This window comes from Belliella pelovolcani (genome assembly GCF_900156785.1).
GTDB lineage: Bacteria > Bacteroidota > Bacteroidia > Cytophagales > Cyclobacteriaceae > Belliella > Belliella pelovolcani.
On the sequence record NZ_FTOP01000002.1, the window covers coordinates 303248 to 325199 of the forward strand.

Annotated in this window: 15 protein-coding genes; 12 read left to right on the forward strand and 3 right to left on the reverse strand. The window is 40.0% G+C overall.

Annotation, left to right across the window (positions count from 1 at the left end; all coding sequences use genetic code 11):
- The first annotated feature begins 19 nt into the window (after nucleotides 1–19).
- From BW935_RS03500 to BW935_RS03550, 11 genes are all read left to right on the forward strand, one after another.
- Nucleotides 20–283 (forward strand): DUF4212 domain-containing protein, encoded by a 264-nt coding sequence (locus BW935_RS03500; RefSeq protein WP_076498620.1) that lies wholly within the window; start codon nucleotides 20–22, stop codon nucleotides 281–283.
- Between the two features lie 20 nt (nucleotides 284–303).
- Nucleotides 304–2007, forward strand: a complete 1704-nt coding sequence (locus BW935_RS03505; RefSeq protein WP_076498621.1) for a sodium:solute symporter family protein — start codon at nucleotides 304–306, stop codon at nucleotides 2005–2007.
- A 111-nt stretch (nucleotides 2008–2118) separates the two neighbouring features.
- Entirely contained in the window at nucleotides 2119–2328 is a 210-nt protein-coding gene (locus BW935_RS03510) for a hypothetical protein (RefSeq protein ID WP_076498623.1), read from the forward strand.
- Nucleotides 2321–5059: a sensor histidine kinase gene (locus BW935_RS03515; RefSeq protein WP_076498625.1), complete on the forward strand. Its 2739-nt coding sequence runs from the start codon at nucleotides 2321–2323 to the stop codon at nucleotides 5057–5059. The genes BW935_RS03510 and BW935_RS03515 overlap by 8 nt, the downstream gene beginning before the upstream one ends.
- The gene (locus BW935_RS03520) at nucleotides 5052–5408 is read left to right on the forward strand and encodes a response regulator transcription factor (protein ID WP_076498627.1); all 357 of its coding nucleotides are present in this window, start codon (nucleotides 5052–5054) and stop codon (nucleotides 5406–5408) included. The genes BW935_RS03515 and BW935_RS03520 overlap by 8 nt, the downstream gene beginning before the upstream one ends.
- 101 nt (nucleotides 5409–5509) lie before the next feature.
- Entirely contained in the window at nucleotides 5510–7402 is a 1893-nt protein-coding gene (acs, locus tag BW935_RS03525) for an acetate--CoA ligase (protein WP_076498628.1), read from the forward strand.
- A gap of 241 nt (nucleotides 7403–7643) precedes the next feature.
- Entirely contained in the window at nucleotides 7644–9590 is a 1947-nt protein-coding gene (locus tag BW935_RS03530) for a DUF294 nucleotidyltransferase-like domain-containing protein (protein WP_076498630.1), read from the forward strand.
- On the forward strand, nucleotides 9590–10264 hold the full coding sequence (locus tag BW935_RS03535; protein ID WP_245802633.1) for a 3'-5' exonuclease: 675 nt from the start codon (nucleotides 9590–9592) through the stop codon (nucleotides 10262–10264). Before BW935_RS03530 ends, BW935_RS03535 begins: the two co-directional genes overlap by 1 nt.
- A 622-nt stretch (nucleotides 10265–10886) precedes the next feature.
- Nucleotides 10887–11984 (forward strand): hypothetical protein, encoded by a 1098-nt coding sequence (locus BW935_RS03540; RefSeq protein WP_139325486.1) that lies wholly within the window; start codon nucleotides 10887–10889, stop codon nucleotides 11982–11984.
- A 336-nt stretch (nucleotides 11985–12320) separates the two neighbouring features.
- Entirely contained in the window at nucleotides 12321–13289 is a 969-nt protein-coding gene (locus BW935_RS03545; protein WP_076498635.1) for a hypothetical protein, read from the forward strand.
- Nucleotides 13290–13553: 264 nt separating this feature from the next.
- A complete protein-coding gene (locus tag BW935_RS03550; protein WP_076498636.1) occupies nucleotides 13554–14078 on the forward strand; it encodes a hypothetical protein in 525 nt (174 codons plus the stop codon).
- A gap of 325 nt (nucleotides 14079–14403) precedes the next feature.
- Here the strand turns inward: BW935_RS03550 and BW935_RS03560 are convergent, their stop codons facing one another.
- Nucleotides 14404–15870, reverse strand: a complete 1467-nt coding sequence (locus BW935_RS03560; protein ID WP_076498829.1) for a glycine--tRNA ligase — start codon at nucleotides 15868–15870, stop codon at nucleotides 14404–14406.
- Nucleotides 15871–16411: 541 nt separating this feature from the next.
- Between BW935_RS03560 and guaB the strand changes: the two genes are divergently transcribed.
- Nucleotides 16412–17890: an IMP dehydrogenase gene (gene guaB / locus BW935_RS03565; RefSeq protein WP_076498639.1), complete on the forward strand. Its 1479-nt coding sequence runs from the start codon at nucleotides 16412–16414 to the stop codon at nucleotides 17888–17890.
- A 32-nt stretch (nucleotides 17891–17922) separates the two neighbouring features.
- Here guaB and BW935_RS03570 read toward each other — a convergent pair whose 3' ends face one another.
- On the reverse strand, nucleotides 17923–20967 hold the full coding sequence (locus BW935_RS03570) for a sensor histidine kinase (protein WP_076498641.1): 3045 nt from the start codon (nucleotides 20965–20967) through the stop codon (nucleotides 17923–17925).
- The gene (locus BW935_RS03575; RefSeq protein ID WP_076498642.1) at nucleotides 20957–21691 is read right to left on the reverse strand and encodes a LytR/AlgR family response regulator transcription factor; all 735 of its coding nucleotides are present in this window, start codon (nucleotides 21689–21691) and stop codon (nucleotides 20957–20959) included. The genes BW935_RS03570 and BW935_RS03575 overlap by 11 nt, the downstream gene beginning before the upstream one ends.
- Between the last annotated feature and the right edge of the window lie 261 nt (nucleotides 21692–21952).

Sequence of the window (21952 nt, forward strand, 5' to 3'; positions counted from 1 at the left end):
CATTTAAAACCCAATAACCATGTCAGAAAATAAATTCAGTAAAGAAGCCTATTGGAAAAAGAACCTGAAAATACTCAGTGTACTTCTAGTCATCTGGTTTGTCGTATCCTTCGGATTCGGGATATTACTTGTAGAACCCCTCAATGCCATCCGCTTGGGAGGCTTTAAGTTAGGATTTTGGTTTGCTCAGCAGGGCTCCATCTACGCATTTGTCGTGTTGATTTTTGTCTATGTAGTTCGCATGAACATGCTCGACAAGGAATTTGATGTAAATGAAGAATAGGCCTCTAAACAATAAAAATAATGGATATTTTAACTTGGACATATATTTTAGTGGGCTTATCATTTGCCCTCTACATAGGAATTGCGATCTACACGAGAGCAGGCTCTACAAAAGAGTTTTATACAGCAGGTGGAGGTGTTTCTCCTCTGGCCAATGGAATGGCTACAGCAGCAGATTGGATGTCGGCGGCTTCTTTTATCTCCATGGCGGGAATCATTGCTTTCTCTGGATATGATGGCTCTGTTTATCTTATGGGCTGGACTGGTGGTTATGTTTTACTTGCCTTATTGCTTGCACCTTATTTGAGGAAATTTGGGAAGTTTACTGTGCCTGACTTCGTTGGAGATCGCTATTATTCCAACAAGGCTCGTGTAGTCGCTGTAGTTTGTGCGCTATTTATTTCTTTTACTTATGTGGCAGGTCAGATGCGTGGTGTTGGGATCGTATTTTCCAGATACCTTGAAGTAGATATCAATACAGGTGTGATTATCGGGATGTGTATTGTCTTTTTCTATGCAGTACTCGGTGGCATGAAAGGGATCACCTACACCCAAGTAGCACAGTATTGTGTACTGATCTTTGCTTTTATGGTGCCAGCGATTTTCGTTTCTATGCAGCTTACAGGAAATCCAGTTCCACAAATGGGCCTAGGGAGCACTGTTGCAGATGGTTCCTACCTTTTAGATAAATTGGATGGTGTATTGGGCGAAATGGGCTTTGCAGCATACACTTCAGGAAGAAAAAGTATGGGAGATATTTTTGCCATTACTCTGGCACTGATGGTAGGTACGGCTGGATTACCTCATGTGATCGTGAGGTTTTTCACTGTACCAAGGGTAAAAGATGCAAGGTTGTCAGCAGGATATGCTTTGGTGTTTATTGCCATTCTTTATACCACAGCGCCAGCTGTAGCGGCTTTTGGAATTTACAATGCCATCGAAACAGTAGCAGACAAACCTGTCAATGACCTACCAGAATGGGTGAATAATTGGCAAAAAACAAACCTAATCACCGTCAATGACAAAAATCAAGATGGTATTGTTCAGTATACCGCTAACTCAGAAACAAATGAATTGAACATAGATAAAGACATCATGGTGCTTGCGAGCCCTGAGATTGCCAAGTTACCAAATTGGGTAATTGGACTTGTAGCAGCAGGCGGGATGGCGGCAGCGCTTTCCACAGCAGCAGGGTTACTTTTGGTGATTTCTACCTCAGTTTCTAGAGACTTGTTCAGGACTTTTAAGCCTAATATGACTGAGAAAAGAGAATTGCTGATCGCTCGAATTTCCGCTGCTGGAGCAGTGGGATTAGCAGGTTACTTTGGTGTAAACCCTCCAGGATTTGTGGCGGAAGTAGTTGCTTTTGCTTTTGGTTTAGCCGCAGCATCTTTCTTTCCAGTGATCATCATGGGGATTTTTTCGACTAGGATGAACAAAGAAGGGGCTATAGCAGGTATGGTGTCCGGCTTGGTGTTCACCTTGGCTTACATTACCTTCTTCAAATTTGGTGTAACTTTATTTGGGTTGGCACCTGAGATGGTTTCTTCGGATAATTGGCTCTTTGGAATCTCGCCAGAAGGAATTGGAAGTGTTGGGATGTTGGTGAATTTCATAGTTTGTTATTTCGTCTCCAAAGCTACACCTGCACCACCTAAGCAAGTACAGGATATGATTCAAGAGATCAGAATTCCTAGAGGTGCTGGTGCAGCACATGATCATTAAAGTAAATATCGAGGATAATCATTCGGGAAGCTCAGACAAGATTGTCCGGGTTTCCCTTTTATCCATCAGACAAATGCCGTAATTTGAAAAGATAAAATCGAGGATATTTAGATGAAGGAAGGATTAAAGAAGCAATATTTATGGGCAGTGTTTTTTTTAGGAATGTTTTTGCTAAACTATCCTGTGCTGTCAATTTATGATATTCCAGAGGTTTGGTTTGGAATTCCTGTGCTTTACTTCTTTGTGTTTGCTTTTTGGGTGCTATTGATTGTATTGACTTTCTGGGCAGTAAGAAAATCTGAACGAGATAAGCATGTTTAGTAATCTGCTGATCATATCGTTTACTTTTGGCTATTTGGCATTGCTTTTTGCAATCGCTTGGTTTTCTGAGCGTACTGCAAAAAAAGGGCGTAAACTTTCTAATCACCCTGCCATTTATGCTATGACCTTGGCGGTCTATTGTACTGCATGGACGTATTATGGTTCAGTTGGGAGAGCAGCTACCAATGGGCTAGAGTTTTTGACAATCTATATCGGACCTAGCTTGATTGCACCACTTTGGTGGGTCATCATGCGGAAGATTATTCGGATTTCTAAAGTTCAGCGCATATCCTCCATAGCAGATTTCATTTCAAGTAGGTATGGGAAAAATGTGACCCTTGGAGGAGTGGTGACCATCTTCTGTTTACTTGGGATTTTACCTTATACTTCCATTCAGATAAAGGGCGTAGCTTCCTCTTTTCAGATTTTGCAGGAATCTAATGCCACGGAAATTTTGGCGAATATTCCTTTCTATCAAGACACAGCATTTTATCTAGCCATTGGATTGGCATTATTTACTGTACTCTTTGGTACTAGGGATATAGAAGCTACGGCCCAGCACGAAGGTATGGTGATGGCAGTTGCTTTTGAATCCATCTTTAAGTTGATTGCTTTTTTGGTAGTTGGGGTATTTGTCAGCTTCATCGTTTTTGATGGTTTTGCGGATATTTTTAGTCAGGCTACGAGCTCTGGCTTGGAACACCTTTTCGTTATGCAAGGGGATAATGGCATTTCGGAGTGGTTCTGGATGTCAGTATTATCCATGATGGCAATTTTGTTCCTCCCAAGACAGTTTCAGATGGGAGTGATCGAAAACACCAACGAGAAACACATAGATACAGCTATGTGGCTATTTCCATTGTACCTTCTTCTGATCAATGTCTTTGTGCTGCCGATTGCCTTGGGAGGGTTAGTTTATTTCCCATCTGGAAGTTTTGAAGCAGATACCTTTGTCTTGGCATTTCCTATTGTATTCAATCAAGAGTGGTTGGCTATATTGGTGTATTTGGGTGGATTTTCTGCTGCCACGGGGATGATCATTGTATCTACCATAGCGCTTAGCACCATGGTAAGTAATAACCTTGTCATGCCTATACTGCTGATCAACGAAAGCTTTCAAAAAAGATATCAGCATAGGCTAGGCTATATTTTGATTTGGTCTAGAAGAATTTCAATTTTCCTGATCATTCTAGCTGCGTATTTATACTACAAGCAAGTTGCTGGTCAATTCACGCTAGTTTCCATTGGTTTGATTTCCTTTGTAGCTATTGCTCAATTTACGCCCGCCATTATCGGTGGTATATTTTGGAAAAAGGGTGCTCGACCTGGCGCTTTGGCAGGAATCATCGCTGGTTTTTTAATCTGGTTTTATACCCTAGTGGTGCCTACTATGGTGACGGCAGGATATATTTCTGAGGAATTATTGACTGAGGGTTTGTTTGGATTAGGTTTTCTCAGACCACAATCTCTATTGGGATTCGATGAAATGAGTTATATCACTCACGGTTTGTTCTTTTCCCTTTCTATAAATGCCTTACTTTATGTACTGATCAGCTTATTCACAGTGCAGACCTCCAAGGAACATAATCAAGCGGTGATTTTTGTGGATATTTTCAGATTCAGTACTTCGTTGGATGCATCAGTGATTTGGAAAGGGCAGGCATATCTCCCAGACCTAAAAGCTTTATTAGTGAATTTCCTTGGAAGTGAAAAGACCGAAGAGGCTCTCAATCAATTTATGGCTCAGACGGGGAAGGCATTGAGTCAAAAGAATTTTGCGGATCCTGAATTGGTAAATTATTCGGAGCGTCTACTGTCCGGGATTATTGGATCTGCTTCTGCCAGAATTTTAGTATCCTCAGTAGTCAAGGAAGAGGAGATCAGTATGGAGGAAGTATTGGACATTCTCAGGGAGACACAAGAACTCAAGTCACTCTATGAAGAACTTAGAGGTAAAAGTGAAGAGTTGAAGCAGGCTTCTGAAAAGTTGCAAGCCATGAATGAGGCACTGCGACTCAACGACATGCTCAAGGATGAATTTATCTCTACGGTAACGCACGAAATGAAAACACCGATCACTTCGATCAGAGCATTCTCAGAAATCCTGCTCGATGATGATTTGCCAGAGTCAGAGCGAAAGAGGTTCCTAGATATTATCATACAGGAAGCCAATCGTATGAGTAGGTTGATAGATCAGGTCTTGGATCTGGAGCGTTTTGATTCTGGTAGGCAAGAGTTGAACATAGAGCCTACAGATGTAAAAATCTTGATTCTAGAAGCGACAGATTCCATGTATCAGGTGATGAAGGAAAAAGGCTTGGATTTCACCATTGAGCTGAATTTTGAAGACCTGACGCTTGATCTTGATGAAGATAGAATCAAGCAGGTCATCTTAAATCTGCTTTCTAATGCCTCCAAGTTTGCAAAATCCAGCGTATCGTTAATAGCCGATGTCAAAGATGGTTTTTTGAGAGTTGTGGTCAAAGATGATGGGAAGGGCATTCCTCAGGAGGAGATTCCGTATATATTTGATAAGTTCTTCCAAGCGAAAAATCAAACAAGCAAAAAACCAATCGGCTCAGGTCTTGGCTTGGCGATTTCGAAGAAAATCATCACTTATCACCAAGGAGAAATAATAGTCAATATAGTGAAAGGAGAAACTTGCTTTGAGTTCTCTTTGCCTGTCAATAAAGATGTTTTGAAATTAAATCAACTAAGTAATCATGAGTAAAATATTGATCGTAGACGATGAACCCAATATCCTCTTGTCCTTAGAATACCTTTTCAAGAAAGAGGGTTTTCAGGTCTTTATAGCAAGAGATGGAGAGGAAGCGTTGGGGATTGTGGAGGAAGATCTTCCTGAATTGGTGATCTTGGATATCATGATGCCCAAGGTAGATGGCTATGAAGTATGCAAATACATCAGGCAAAAAAGTGATGCAGTGAAGGTCGTCTTTCTCACAGCCAAAAGTAAGCAGAAGGATATTGAAAAAGGACTAGGGCTTGGTGCCGACCTATACCTGACCAAGCCATTTGGCAACAAAGACCTAGTAAGTAAAGTCAAGGGACTTCTAGACTAATCATTCAGATTCTAAAATCTTAATTCACCCCGACACCTCGGGGCAAAAATCAATAATCTAAAATCTTAAATCATAAATCTTAAATTCAAAATAACCATACCATGAGTGATAGAATACATACCCTCAGCGGGTACTTCCATGAATACCAGAAATCAGTGACACAGCCTGAAGAGTTTTGGGCGAGAATCGCGGACTCTTTCCATTGGAGAAAAAGATGGGATAAGGTGCTCGATTGGAATTTTGAAGAGCCTAATGTGAATTGGTTTGTCAATGGCAAATTGAATATTACCGAAAATATACTCGAGCGACACCTGTTCACCATTGGAGACAGACCTGCGATTATCTGGGAGCCAAACGATCCCAACGAAGCCGGAAGGACGATTACTTACAAAGATCTTTACCATGAAGTTTGTAAATTTTCCAATGCCCTCAAAGCAAAAGGTATAGGCAAAGGAGATAAGGTGATCATCTACATGCCGATGGTTCCTGAAGCTGCAGTAGCGATGTTAGCTTGTGCTAGGATTGGTGCTATTCATTCTGTTGTTTTTGCAGGATTTAGCTCTTCGGCTTTGTCTGACAGAATCATCGATTGTGGTGCAAAAGCTGTCTTGACATCTGACGGGAATTTCCGAGGGAATAAAAAAATACCTGTCAAAGCTGTGGTAGACGAAGCCATGGAAAAAGCTCCTGTAGAAACGGTCATCGTCTATCAGCGAACCAATCAGGAAGTGAATATGAAAGCTGGGAGAGACCATTGGTGGCATGATGTCATCGAAGGTGTAGCGGATACGAATAAAGCTGAGGAGATGGATAGTGAGGATATGCTATTTATTCTTTACACCTCGGGCTCCACGGGTAAGCCAAAAGGTGTAGTCCATACCACTGGAGGTTATATGGTTTACTCCAAATATTCATTTGAAAATGTATTTCAGTATTCTCCCGGTGATGTCTATTGGTGTACTGCCGACATAGGTTGGATCACAGGTCACTCTTACATTGTATATGGACCTCTTTTGGCAGGAGGGACTTCCCTGATGTTTGAAGGTGTGCCTACATTCCCTGATGCGGGTAGATTTTGGGCTGTGGTAGAGAAGTACAAGGTGAATATTTTCTACACTGCACCTACAGCTATTCGTGCGCTACAAGCATATGGTACCGACCCGATCGAGCCTTATGACTTGAGTTCGCTGAAGGTCCTTGGATCCGTAGGAGAACCTATCAACGAAGAAGCTTGGCATTGGTATCATACACACATTGGCAAGTCAAGATGTCCTATCGTTGATACTTGGTGGCAGACTGAAACAGGTGGGATGATGGTTTCACCATTAGCAGGTATCACACCTACCAAGCCTGCTTATGCGACTTTGCCACTTCCAGGAATTCAGCTGTGTATTGTAGATGCAGAAGGGAAGGAATTGACAGGGAATTCAGTGGAGGGGAATCTTTGCATCAAATTTCCATGGCCTGGGATGATCCGAACTACCTATGGTGATCACGAACGCTGCAAGCAAACGTATTTCTCTACCTACAAAAACATGTATTTTACAGGTGATGGCGTCAAGCGCGATCATGATGGCTATTATCGAATTCTCGGTAGAGTAGATGATGTGATCAATGTGTCAGGCCATAGAATGGGCACCGCAGAAGTAGAAAACGCCATCAACGAGCATCCACTGGTAATCGAGTCTGCAGTAGTTGGCTATCCTCACGAAGTCAAAGGTCAGGGAATCTATGCCTATGTCATCTGTGATATGAAAAATAGAACAGCTGAGAACCTTACCAATGAAATCAAGGATACCGTGTCCAAGATCATTGGGCCAATTGCCAAACCAGATAAGATTCAGATTGTATCAGGCCTTCCTAAAACCAGATCAGGCAAAATCATGCGTAGAATTCTGAGAAAAGTCGCAGAAGGAACTGTCGACAACCTCGGAGATACTTCTACCCTCCTCGATCCTGAAGTGGTGAAGGAGATTATCGAAGGCAGACTATAAATATTTTGAAATAAGCTTCGCGAAATAAAGTTGATATATGCCTTCGTCGAAATATTTTATGCGAAATAGATAAAATTGAAAAATATTTCTTCTTGTGTATAAAAGTGAGGTTATAGTTATGCTTTATTTCGTCGAGGCATATTTCTATAATATTTCCACCTTATTTCAACCATATTTCCATCACATATCAAGTTCAAACTTCAATGTCTTAATTTTGGATTTCTCACATACCAAATAAAACATGTCAAACGTCATCGTCAACCGAGTCAAGGAATTCCTCAACAGATTTCCTCCTTTTCATTTTTTGGATGAAAAGACACTTATGGCTGTGGCAAAGGCTGTTGAGGTCAGGTATTTTGGAGCAGGCGAATACTTGTTTCAAAAAGGAGATCCAGCACAGGACTTCTTTTTCGTGCTCCGAGAGGGCTCCATTCACCTGATAGATCAGGAAGATAAAGGAGAGAAAATCGTGGAAATCTGTGACGAGGGGGATGTTTTTGGGGTATTGGCCTTATTAGGTAAGCGACCTTATATTCTCAATGCTTTGGTGAAGGAGGATAGCTTAGTCTATGCCATTCCAGTGGCCATTTTCGAAAAAGTGCTTCAAGAAAATAGCCGAGTGAGTCTCTATTTTGCCGCAGGATTTGCTTCAGGACAGGTGGTAGTAAGAAGGGATCTTTCACAGGGCCAGAAGGCCAGAAGTGAGCTGAAGGAGAGCTCTCAGGATAACGGTTTGTTGATTTTCACGGGGCAGTCTGATATGAATTTCTCGAAGGATGTCCTCTGTGTTTGTCAAGGTACAAGTATCGGAGATGCCGCAAAGGCCATGGCCGAAAAGGGAGTAGGTTCGGTGGTGATAACAGACGATCGCAAATTCCCTGTTGGCATCATTACGGATAAAGACCTCCGCAATCGGGTGATGGCAAAAGGACTTTCCTATGAAGTCAAAGTGGAGGAGGTTATGACCTCGCCAGTTATTACCAAGCGGAAGGATGCTGGTTTTGCCCATCTCTATTTGACGATGATTAAAAACAGGCTGCATCACCTGATTTTCACCGAAGATGGAACTGTACAAAGTCCTGTCACGGGGATTTTATCGGATCATGATATCCTGCTTTCTCAAGGAAATAGCCCGGCGGTATTGATCAATGCGCTGATGAACACATGGGAGGTTAGCGAGATGGCCAAGGTAAGAGATAGAGCCGAATTGCTGCTCAAATATTATTTGGAGAATGAAGTAGCGATGGACTTTGTCGCCAATATCATCTCAGAAATCAATGACATCATCATACAGCGCGCTGTCCAGTTAGCAAAGCAAAAGCATGATGCTGATCACCCAGAAGCGGCTAATGTGAAATTCTGTTTCCTTTCCTTGGGTAGTGAGGGTAGAGAAGAGCAACTGCTGCGGACAGACCTTGACAATGCCATAGTTTATGAAGATGTACCCGCCGAAAATGAGGCAGCCGTCAGGAAATATATGCTACTGATAGCTGAAGAGATTATTGAAATCTTGCTGGCTTGTGGATTTCAAGCATGTCCTGCCGATATGATGGCTAATAATCCTGAATGGTGTCAGTCACTCACACAGTGGAAGCGGTATTTTTCTGATTGGATTTTGAGCCCCAATCAAAAGGCGCTAATGCATGCGACGATTTTCTTTGACTTTCGTCCGGTGTTTGGTCATCGACCACTTTCAGATGCCATGACGGAGCATATCTATCAAGAAATATCGGGCAAGTCAGTTTTCTTAAATTTTCTTGCCAAAAACGCCTTGCTAAATCCAGCTCCTTTGGGTTTCTTCAAAAACTTCATCGTAGAAAAAAGCGGGGAGCATCGCGACAAGTTTGACATCAAGCTGCGTGCAATGATGCCCTTGACTGATATGGGCAGGTTGCTTGTACTCAGTCATCGCGTGGTGGGTATCAACAATACTTTCAAGCGTTTTGAAAAGATCGCTGAACTGGAACCCAATCATCGTGAACTCATGCTTGAGGCTGGCAAAGCTTATGAAATCCTGATGCGAATGCGAGCCATTGAGGGCCTGCGCTCGGGTTCATCAGGCAGGTATATTCAACCCGAAGCTTTGGGTAAACTACAACGGCAACTGCTAAAAAATGCATTTGCTCCAATCGATGAATTGCAACAAGTTATGCGGGTGCGGTTTCAATTAGACTATTTCAATAGCTGATGATGGGTTGGTTAGATTTTTTGTTCGGTAAAAAGGTTGCCAAAACTACTTTTGTGGAGGCTTATGAAGCATTATTCGCTAAAAATATTCCAGATCAGCGACCTATTTCGCAATTGAACTTTACTGTTTTGGATACTGAGACCACAGGTTTTGATGTGAAGAAGGATTACATCGTTTCCTTTGGTGCGGTCAAAGTGATAGGTTATCGCCTGCAACTCAACCAAAGCAAAGAAGTCTATCTCAATACACCCATTCAGAAGGCAGATTCTCTCAAGGTGCACGAGATTCTTTATCCCATTGAGATTTCCCCATTGAGGGATTTTGCCGAAGATTTTTTACATTATGTAGGCAATGATATCATCGTGGGTCACCATATCTGCTTTGACTTAGGGATGCTAGAGAAGCTACTGAAGCAGTACGGCTTGCGGAACTTATTGAATCCCATCATTGATACCCAAGCCTTAGCGATGCGATTGGAAAAGGGTCCCCATTATGACCCAAGGATGGGTAAGCGGGGGGAGTATGCGCTAGACGCACTCTGTGAGCGCTATGGCATAGCCTTGGATGATAGGCATACAGCTGCTGGTGACGCCTTCCTCACAGCACAGTTGCTGATGAAGCTGCTGAAATTGGCTGAGCAGAAGGGGATCAGGACTTATGGAGAACTAATTTGACTTCAGAATTTGAGGAAGAACTTTTCACTGAAGTAATTCAATGCTTCTAATAAAGAAATTAATGGATATTAGCTCGGATCAACACATATATTCACGAGCATTTGTTAATAGTACGATCACGTGTTTGGAATCAATTGATATCTTAATATTTAATATGATTATCCGCAATTATACCACTAACCAAATTAAATAAGTTCCTAGATTAATCCGATATTAATAGATATTAGATATTCATTGATATTGGCTTGAAATCATAGGCTTATACCACTTTATAGGTTCTACTGGTAAGAAAGCGGATATACATAATATTTAACATCCATTCGTATCAAAAACACTTATTCTAATAAATCAATATTTTCAATATTCCGGCTTCTTATCCTCACCATTCATGTAAATTTTAGAATTAACATAAAAATAATTTATGTTAATTAATAGGCTATTTAATCTACCAAAAAGTCAATTTTTTTGAATTTAGTTTTGAGAAGCAAAAAGCAATGACTTTTTAAGCTTATAAAAACGCGACCCTTGTCAAATCAATAAAAATGCATTTTATATACATAAATTTGCTTTTAGAATCTTTTTATTTACTTTTCTGCTCAAATTATAACCAAAACTAATTTTAATGATGAAAACCAATTTATTTAGTATGTTCCAAAACGGCATGGCTGTTTTGTTGAGCGCGGGGCTGCTTTTTTCATGTAGCCAAGTTGAGACATTTGAAACGCAGGACTTGAGCGTGGCTCAAGCAAAGATTCCAGTGAATTTTAAAAGTACTGATCCTAACGCAAGAGTAGGGAAAGATTACCTAGGCATGGAATGTGGGACTCCATTGACCGCGAGATTATTGGCAGGTCAAAAAACTCCTATTGGAGAGGTGACAGTATTTAACACTGAGGATGAATTTTATGTGACTGTAAGTATTGAAAAAGGAGAAGGATTTGACAATGGTGATTGGTTCCTTCAACATATTCAAATTTACGCAGGTCAAACTTCTGTGGATTTTGTTGCCAAAGGAAAAAACAAAATAGTTAATCCTGCGCCAGGAAAATTTCCAATTAATGAAGTTGTGCCTGTAGATTTTAGCGTTGCAGATCAAGAGTATACCTATAAACTTACAATCAGTGAGGAGTTAAGGGGTATGGGTGAATTTGACGTAGCTGTTCACGCTAGTGTAATTAATGTCACTGAATTTAATGAAGATAGAACTGAAGCTGTTTCCTATAAAACTGAAGGAGCTTGGGCTGAAGGTCAAGCATTCAATTCAGATGGAAAAGGTAACTGGGCAATGTTTATGTCTTATTCAATTCAAACATGTGCTGTATCTTGTACAGATACTTGGTTTAGAAGTGTTACGAGAAGTAACAATGGTGAAGCGAGTGAAGAATTCGAGTCAGATAAGTTTTTGCTAATGGATGGAACAAATGTTGTAGGTCAGGCAACCTATAAAAGAGATAGAGACGGAGGTACAGGTCAAAATCCAATATATAAAATAGAAGTTAAATTTGAGGTTCTTGATGCTGCGTATTCATTTGACGAATGGGGTACTTTCTATAGTAGTTCTGCTATTAGTGGTTTAAATAGAGATAGCTTTAATGATATCCGTACAACTGAAACAGGCGGAACTGTAACATTTACAAATATTACAGAGGATTTATATTATTTAGGCCTTTATGCTAAAATAACTGGAAAATGTAAGCCAGTAACCCAGCCTGAAAATTAACTATATTTCACTTAAATAATAAAGTCCACTCTTTAAATTGAGTGGACTTTTTTTTGGTCATAATTTACAGGACTTTTTAAAGTATCATTCAACTCGATATTTATGCAGATTTGAAAAGTATGCCTCCTTGAAGGAAAAATTTTATAAATATTTCGATTAAATCTCAGATGTGTTTATGAGTGAATATTTTATGCAAGTAATTCAAAAAGCTACCCACCTCGGGTAGCTTTTTTTATTTAATACAAACATAAAAAAGTTTTACATATACATAAATTTGCTTTTTAAATTTTATTCTTTTTTCTTTGAGTCATTATTAACAAACAAAACCAAAATAAAATGAAAAGATCTACTATGTTAGGGGGTAGATATTCAGTAGTTGCTGTGATATCTGCTATGTTGCTTTTTTCTTGTAGTCAGCTTGAGGATATTCATCCGGATGCGATCCAAGACAATCAAATCGAAGCCACCGCTGATGGCTTCAAACTCACTCCACTAGGCGGTATAAATGCTGCTAACTTCAGAACTCACGAAGACGTTTCCTGCGATGATTACTGTATCAATCCTGAAGATGCAAGTACCTTTATTGTTGAAAGCTATACAGCGTCTTTCCAAAATGGAAATGAGATTTTCGTAAACACCTACCAAAAAGGCGAGGTGATGGTATATGAATTCAGAAGTAGTCAAGGGAATGATCTAAAAAAGATTACTTTCAATGGTTCAGATATTTATGCAAGCAATCAAGCAGCTGCTGAGCCTTTTATTTATGAAGTTGCTTTAGAATCAGTTGTTGCATGTACAGAAATCAAAGATGATATTGAAGTGAGAAGCACCAATAGCAATTCAAATGCTGGTGCAACTGGAAATACTGTGGTTTTTTCCACTTCCTATGCACTATTTGATATTTGTGTAATCGATACTTGTGAAGAATTCATGGTAGAAGCCATAGAGGGAATGGAGAACGCGTATAGATTCACTTACATTTCTAATGAAGCTTTGGAAGATGTAACCATCCAAATGACTTTACCTCAAATTGCAGATTGGGAAGCTTTGGACGGTAAGTCATATGAAGAATTTGGTAACGGTGCCAATGGAGGAATCAGATGGACAGGTGACTTGGCTGCTTGTGGTGATGGTATCACGTTTGAATTGCAGTTTAAGCCAGCATGTGAAGTTTCTAATTCTAATAGCAAAGGAAATAAAAATACTACACCAAGCAGTGTTAACTTGATGACCAACTTCGTGGTTCAAGGTGGTGAGTTTGGCGGCAATAAGTTGAAAAACAACATCACTGCTGCTTGTAATTGAATTGATTAGCGCTTGAATAAACCAAACCTGCCAGGTTTCAAACGGTATTTTTAAATTTTAAGAATACTTTCAAAAACCTGGCAGGTTTTACACGCAGGATTTTCAATCTTCTAGCAAACAAAAAGTCAAAGCCCTAGTAGATCCATCGTGGTCTGCTGGGGCTTTTTGATGCCAAGAATTAAAAGTTGATTTTTACTTATAAAAATTTGACTTATTGTATAATTATCAGCTATTTAGTGAAGGTTTTCTCAAAATTGAATTCTAATGAAAAGATATTCCTTTTATTTCTTGTCAGTAATAGCAGTTTTGATGTTCTTTTCCTGCTCCAAAAAGGAAGATATAGACCCAGATTTTGATGATCAAGATCAGCAATCGGAGGCTGAGCGTATCATGTTGGAAAGCTTTACCCATGGGGAGTTTTTTGCTACTATGAAAAAATATGGAGATGAGGAATGTGAAAGCAGTTGTCTCAATTCGACGCCAGCGTCCTGGGTACTACAAGAAAGCATTCATCGCTTCAATGCACAATTTTTTATAGACCTGAAGATTTATAACACGCCCACAGACATCATCTACGCTTTTCAAATCAAGTCTTCCAACAATAGCCGACCATTTATTAGAAGCATCAATGGAGAAGCCATCAATGCTCCAGCTTATGAACTGAAAGTGCCCAAAGAATCAGACTGGAATACCTGTGATGCCATAGAAGAAAGGTTTACCGTAAGTAGAGGTGCAGGCCAACCCATATTGATCGATACATCCTATAAGCTTTTTGGGACTTGTGATTGATGATTATCTAAAACTGTTTATCTCGTGATTTTTAACTTTTCCAAAGTTGGATAAAAACTTAAAATGATCATTGGTTTCAAATCTAAACTTTGGTAAAGTTACCCTAGCAAAAAAGCATAGAATCAACATTTTGACCTTCAACTCTTTTTCAATCTTGAAGTTTCCTATACTAGTGCCATAAACAATAACAGCAAGTCGGTTTGACTTGCTGTTGTTGTTTTTATAATCATCAAAGTTCCATTTAGAGCTTAGCGTATTGGAATCACAATCAATAATCAAGCTTGAACTAATCTTTCAATTTTTAATTTTTCAATCTTTTAATCGTTCAAACCTTCTCAAAAATCCTCCTAAAGCTACAAGACTCAGCCAATCTTCCATGAAGCTCAGAGATAGCGACCCGCTCTTGTTCAGTGGTATCACGGTGACGGATGGTGACGGTATTGTCCTCCAATGTCTTGTGATCCACCGCAATACAGAAAGGTGTACCGATCAAATCTTGACGGGTGTAACGCTTGCCAATTGAAGCAGCATCTTCATAGATAATATTGAAATCATACTTTAAAGTATCGAAGATTTCTTTTCCTTTTTCAGGCAAGCCATCTTTTTTCGTGAGTGGTAGGATGGCAGCTTTGACAGGGGCAATTGCTGGGTGGAACTTGAGGTAAGTTCTTTGTTTGCCTTCTACTTCCTCGTCTACATAGGCATTGCACAGCGTCATCAAGAATAGACGATCTGCTCCAATTGAAGTCTCAATCACGTAAGGAATGTAGTTTTGGTTGATCTCAGGATCGAAGTATTGTTGCTTTTTCTTGGAGAACTCTTGGTGGCTCTTCAAGTCAAAATCTGTTCTAGAGTGAATACCCTCTACTTCTTTGAACCCAAATGGGAATTGGTATTCAATGTCCATGGCAGCATTGGCATAGTGAGCCAATTTCTCGTGGTCATGTCTTCTGAGTTTTTCTTCAGGGATGCCCAGCGCTTTGTGCCATTTCATACGAGTTTCTGCCCACTCTTTGTACCAGTCGAGTTCAGAGCCAGGTCTTACGAAGAATTGCATTTCCATTTGTTCAAATTCACGCATTCTGAAGATAAACTGACGGGCTACGATTTCATTCCTGAAAGCCTTACCAATCTGCGCAATGCCAAAAGGAACCTTCATTCTGGCCGTTTTCTGCACATTGAGGAAGTTTACAAAGATTCCTTGAGCAGTCTCGGGTCTCAAATAAATTGTGGAGGAGTCTTCTGCAACAGAACCTACTTGGGTAGAGAACATCAGGTTGAACTGACGTACATCTGTCCAATTTGAAGTGCCTGAAATTGGGCATTTGATTTCTTCGTTGATGATCAAGTCTCTCACCCCAGCAAGATCTTCTGCTTCCAAGAGTCTGCCCATGGCGTTAAGTAATTCTTGGGCTCTTTCCTTATTTCCAGCGTTTTCGTATGCCGCAGCTTTGTCTTCGATCAGGACATCAGCACGGTATCTTTTTTTGGAGTCTTTGTTGTCGATCATGGGATCGTTGAAGCTGTCCACGTGACCGGAAGCCTTCCATGTAGTAGGATGCATAAAAATTGCCGCATCGATTCCGACGATATTGTCATTGAGACGGGTCATGGTTTCCCACCAAAGTCTCTTGAGGTTGTTTTTTAACTCTACTCCATAGGCTCCGTAATCATAGACAGCCTGTAAGCCATCATAGATTTCAGAAGAAGGGTAGACAAAGCCGTATTCCTTGGCGTGGGAAATTATATCTTTCAGTTGTGCGTTTTCCGCCGTTAGTTCATTTTTTGCCATAGCTGCAAAATTAAAGAAATTCTTGAGAAAGGCGGTGAAAAATGAAGCTAGAAAAAATTGCATGTTTCTAGTACCAAGTACAAAGTACGATGTACCAAGATGCTATTGCAAAATATTTTATTTATTTCCGCAATTAGACAACTAACCAATTGAAAATTAAGTCTTGGATCAACCCGATCCCGAGGCTTCGGGATTGGATATTCATTGATATTTGCTTGAAATCATAGGTTTATTCCGGTCTTTAGGTTCTACCAGCAAGATAGCGGATAATCATGAAATATTTTTAAAGCTTATCAAGAGGTGAATTGTGATTAGACCACTCTCAACTTTACTCGATTAATCAGTTACTCAATAACTATTACAACTAATCCCCAATAACTTAATCAACTATTCAACAGTTACCCGAATGCCTTCCGAATAATCTTCTCTTTTTTTCAGTATGTCAGCTTTAATTTGAAATTTATTTTACATCAGAGTTGATTGGCAATCAGAATTGTTTGTATCTTTGACGGGCAAATAGGGTTACCTAACCAAATTTGCTATGAATCGAAATTCAGATAAATTCCTCTTCGAAGCACTCACATACGATGACGTGCTACTTGTCCCAGGATACTCAGAAGTCCTACCGCGAGACACCAATACTTCCACCCAACTTACTAAAAACATCAGGCTAAATATTCCTTTGGTCTCTGCTGCTATGGATACAGTGACCGAAGCAGAATTGGCTATTGCTATTGCCTTGGAGGGTGGATTGGGTTTTATCCACAAAAACATGTCCATTGAGAAGCAAGCTGCTCAAGTCAGAAAGGTGAAGCGTTCTCAATCTGGGATGATTTTAGATCCTATCACACTTCATATAGACTCTAAAGTTCGCGATGCTGAAAAAATCATGAGTGAGTACCACATCGGTGGTATCCCAGTGGTAGATGCAAACAGGATTTTGATGGGTATCATCACCAATAGGGATCTCAGATTTATCAAAGACCCAAACAGAGATATCAAAGAAATCATGACCAAAGAAAATTTGATTACCGCAAAGGCGGGGATCACTTTGGAAGAGGCTGAAGAAATCCTGCAAGAGTTCAAGATCGAAAAACTACCGATCATTGATGATGAAAACAGATTGACAGGCCTGATTACATATAAGGATATCTTGAAAAGAAGAGATAAGCCTCATGCTTGTAAAGATCAGTATGGTCGTCTTAGAGTAGGAGCAGCTGTCGGTGTGACTGCGGACATTGTAGAGCGAGTAGAAGCATTGAAAAACGCTGGAGTGGATGTTGTATCCATCGATACTGCTCACGGACACTCCAGAGGTGTGATCGAAACTTGTAGAAAGATCAAAGATGCCTTCCCTGATTTGGATGTGATCGTTGGGAATATTGCTACGCCTGAGGCGGCTATTGCATTGGCTGAAGCTGGTGCTGATGCGGTAAAGGTCGGAGTAGGTCCTGGAAGTATTTGTACCACACGTGTGATCGCAGGTGTGGGTGTACCACAACTATCGGCTGTATTTGAATGCGCTGAAGCATTGAAAGGAAAGAATGTCCCTGTGATCGCAGATGGTGGTATCAGGTATTCTGGTGATTTGGTCAAAGCGGTAGCAGCAGGTGCGAGTTCTATTATGATTGGCTCACTTCTAGCAGGTACGGAAGAAGCTCCTGGAGAAATGATTATTTTTGAAGGAAGAAAATTCAAGTCATATAGAGGAATGGGTTCATTGGAAGCTATGGAATCAGGCTCCAAAGACAGGTATTTTCAAGATGCGGAAGACAACATCAAAAAGCTAGTTCCAGAAGGTATCGTGGGTAGAGTAGCTTACAAGGGTCTTGTGCAAGAAGTGCTTTACCAATTGGTAGGTGGACTTCAAGCTGGGATGGGCTATTGCGGAACCAAAACCGTGGAAGATCTCCAAAAAAATGGCAAATTTGTCAAGATCACTGCTGCTGGTGTGAAGGAATCACATCCGCATGATATCAGCATCACGAGAGAAGCACCAAACTATTCTGCAAAAATGTAGGATATTTGATTGAATATTTCAGCCCCATCGGATCATTTCGGTGGGGCTTTTTCATATGGTATCAATAAAGTCACTTGGGTGCCTTTGTCAGGCTGACTGGTCATGGTGACAGGTTTGAGCTCAGGATTTTGAAGAACTAGGCTGACCCTTTCTTCAATCAACTGCACCCCTCGAGATTCATGTAGACTGGCTTTCTTCTTTTTCTGAATTCCCCTACCATTGTCAGTGATTTCACATTTTAGGATTCCCTCTTGATGGGTATAGTAGCTGATGGTTAATTCAGGGTTGGGATGTTGACGACTGAATGCATGTACAAAGACATTTTCAACAAAAGGCTGGGTCAACATCGGAGGTACAAGGTAATTTTTCAAATTGATCAAGTCCTTTTCGTCCTTTATAAAATCAAAATTGATCTTCCAGTGAAGCCGATTTCCTATTCTTTCATTTTCGATTTCGATATAAGATTGAATGAAAGTAATGTCATCTTGCAAGGGAATTAGCTTCTTAGAACTGATGTCCAAAGTTTGACGCATCAACTTGGAGAATTTTCCCAAAAACTCTACAGCATCTTCTTCCTGATTGTTGAGTATGTAGTACTGAATGGAATTGATAGCATTGAAGATAAAATGTGGGTTCAATTGACTTCTCAGTGCTTCGATTTTGAGATCATTGATCCGATTTTGGATGGATATTCTTTTTTGCTCATTTTTTCTGTAGTTTTTGATTTTGTTTTGATAAATCCCGATCCCTACCAAGATCAACGCAAGCAAAGAAAAGCCGATAAGCCAAGGATTCAGATAGAAAGGTGGGTTGACTTGGATGGTAAGTAGACGGAAGCTATTAACGGAGCCTGTATGTGTATCCAGTACTTCGACTTCCAATATGTATTTCCCTGTCGGAAGATATGGGAATGCCAAACTTCTATCATAAGTATAAGGACTCCATGAGGCATCACTATTCAGTCTGTATCTGTATTGAAGTTGGTCTGGAAAAACACTTCCCTCAGGCTTCAAGTCAAGATAGATGGTGTTGTTTTGATGTGAAAGCGTGATGCTTTTCTTTTTGTATTTGAACCAAGAGTAATCACTCTCTGGCGCTGGGTCATGGTTGATAGTCAATCTGCCTATACCCAAATCAAATTGCCTAGGTTCTGGAGCCAAAATTTTATTTAGAGAAAGGTGGTAGTACCCCTGGTTAACTGGTAAGTAAAGAGAGCTTCCTAGCAAACTTGGTTGATTGAAACTGGTTAGATTTATCCCATTTTCATCATTGATCAACCTTATGTTTCCTTCAAAGTAAATATTCACCCCCTTTTCAGTACCGATCAAAAGATGCCCTTCAAAGCTTTCTAAAAACAGTATATTCTTACCAGAAATCTCGTCTCTTTTGATTTCCTGTACAATTCGAAATGAAGGTTTTGTTTCTACGATATAGATGGAACCAAATTCTGATGCCAATACCAATTGGTCCTTTTGGTAGGGCTTGATATGTTTTAATTTAAGTTCAGGCCAGATTCCTTGGTCTAAGTATGAAATAAATTCTTTTCCATTCCATTCATATAAGCCGGTGAAGACAGAAGCGAAATATAGGCTGCCATTGCTCGCTGCTATACCTGTGATTTGAGTAGGTGTAGAAGGGAGGTCTTTTGAATAATACTGGTAGTGTAGCCTATCCAAATCTTCATATATCCTAACTCCTCCATATGGATTTGTCTCGACAAGCTTACCCTCTTCGGTAAATGAAAATTGAAAAGTATGAATAGGCAAGTATTTAAGGCAACCCCCTTGTTCATTAAATGCATATATACCGATACTGGTATTGACCCATGCGAGGTTTTGATGGATTTGCATTCCATAGAATTCAATAGCTGAAGCTTTGATATCCGCTCTCAATTCAAAGAAATCATCTTCAAATTTGGGGACTTTCATGCCTGATCGATAGTCTCTTTTTTGGATTTCTTTGAATACTTGATTGGATATCAATAAATCACTATTCTGGTCTTTTTTAGTGAATTTCAGGCCATTTTCTTGAAGGAGTAGTTGAGTAGTGCCGAGTTCTTGAATGTTGATAATTTCATATTGATCAGATTCATGGTAGATCAAGCCATCATCGAGTCTAATTACAAACAATCCTTGATCTTTTGTCCCTATAAATAGCTTATTTCGCTTTGGGCTAAACTCAAGCTGTAAAACTTCCTTAGATGGAATTCCATAGCGTACTTCCATAGATGTGAGTTGACCATCCTTCAGGTGATATACTCCTCCATTTTTACTAAAAATCCCCCAAGCTGCACCGAGAATTTCACCGGAGGGGATTTTGATAAAATCCCAAAAAATGGTTGAACCATAAGTGTTTTCAGGATCTTCACCTTTTATGAAATTTTCTAATGAAAATTCATTTAACAATTCCTTGTCGCTGGTAAAGAGCTTATCATCGATCAAACCAATAGAATAAATCAATTTCTGGTCATTGATTTTTTTTGCAGAAACACGATTATCAGAAAAGATGATTTCGTGTAAGCCTACCCCGTAAGTAGTAAAAAATACCCTGTCTTCATATTCAAAAAAACCGGAAACATAACTCTGTGGACTATCAAAGATACTTTCAGGAATGATTGTTACTTCATGGGTAAGGATATTGATGATGGCTACGCCATTTTCAGTACCAATGAATACATCGTCTTTGTAGGGGTAGATCGTCCTAATTCTCCCATCAAAAGCACCCTCAGCTGTTCCAAAAGCAGTAAACTTCTCTCCATCAAAGAAACTCAAACCTCCTCCATAGCTACCGAGCCAGATATTACCAAGAATATCTTCTGCAATAGCCCAGCAGCTGTTGAAAGCAAGGCCATCGGCTGTGGTGAAGTTTCTAAAAGCACCATTTTCTCTTATAGCTACACCATTCTCTGTGCCGATCCAAAGTAAGTCTCTCGAGTCATTGTAAAGTGCACGGATAGCATTATTAGGCAGGCCTTCTGATGTGGTATAATGCGCACTGGGATACTGTTGTGCCAAAAGGTTGCAGCTCAGAACCCATGTCAACAATAAGGAAGTGCATGCTTTGATTTTAGAAACCATTGAAGATGTTGGACAATTTCCTCATGGAAACAGAAAGCTTTTCGCCGTTTTTGAGGTGCAGATTGAGCAATTTTTTGTCATAGCGATCAATTTGTGATCGGTTGACTAAGATAGATTGATGAACCCTAATAAATTCATCAGCCGGGAGAATTTCTTCTATTTTTTTAAGGTTTTTGGAAACTAGGATTTTATCGCCATTAGTCCTGATGATCTCGGTGTAATTACCTTCTCCTTTGCAGTAGATGATTTCATCAAAATTTACCACATAGTCTCCTTCTTGGGTGTTGAAGATCTCCATACGCTTTCCGTTGAGCTTAGATTCTAATTGATCCAACCTATCTAAAATGGCATCTTTATTTGTAGTGATTTCTGATTTTAACCTGTAGATAGTATCTCGCAATTCTTGTAGGTCAATGGGCTTGAGTAGGTAGTCAAATGGCTGATGCTTGATTGCCTTGCGGGCATATTCCTCGTGAGCGGTTGTGAAAATCACTTTGAAGTCAATTTTGTCAAAAGCCTCAAATAGGTCAAAGCCATTTTGCTCAGGCATCTGAACGTCCAAAAATACCAGATCAGGGTTGAACTTATTGATGGCCTTGATTCCTTCTACAACGGATGAAGCCTTGGCAACGACATCAAACTGACCTTCAAAATACTTATCCAATAATATATGAATGGACTCCCGAGCCATATGCTCATCATCAATGATTATCACTTTGATCATAGCTTACTTTCTTCTTTTTTGGGAATGAAATTTTGAAAACTTGGGGTGATTATTTTCAATTGGATAAAATTACACCCTCGTACCTCAGCAAAAAATACCATGTTCAGGGTATTTTTGACCAAATCTTAAACATTTTAATCTCAAAACCTTATGCCATTGACCATGCAGCATCCTGTTTTTTAAATGAGACCGATCCGCTGCAGCCAAGTTATTGATTGACATAAGGATACTTAGATATTGGTTTCTAGCGGTCGTTTGCTG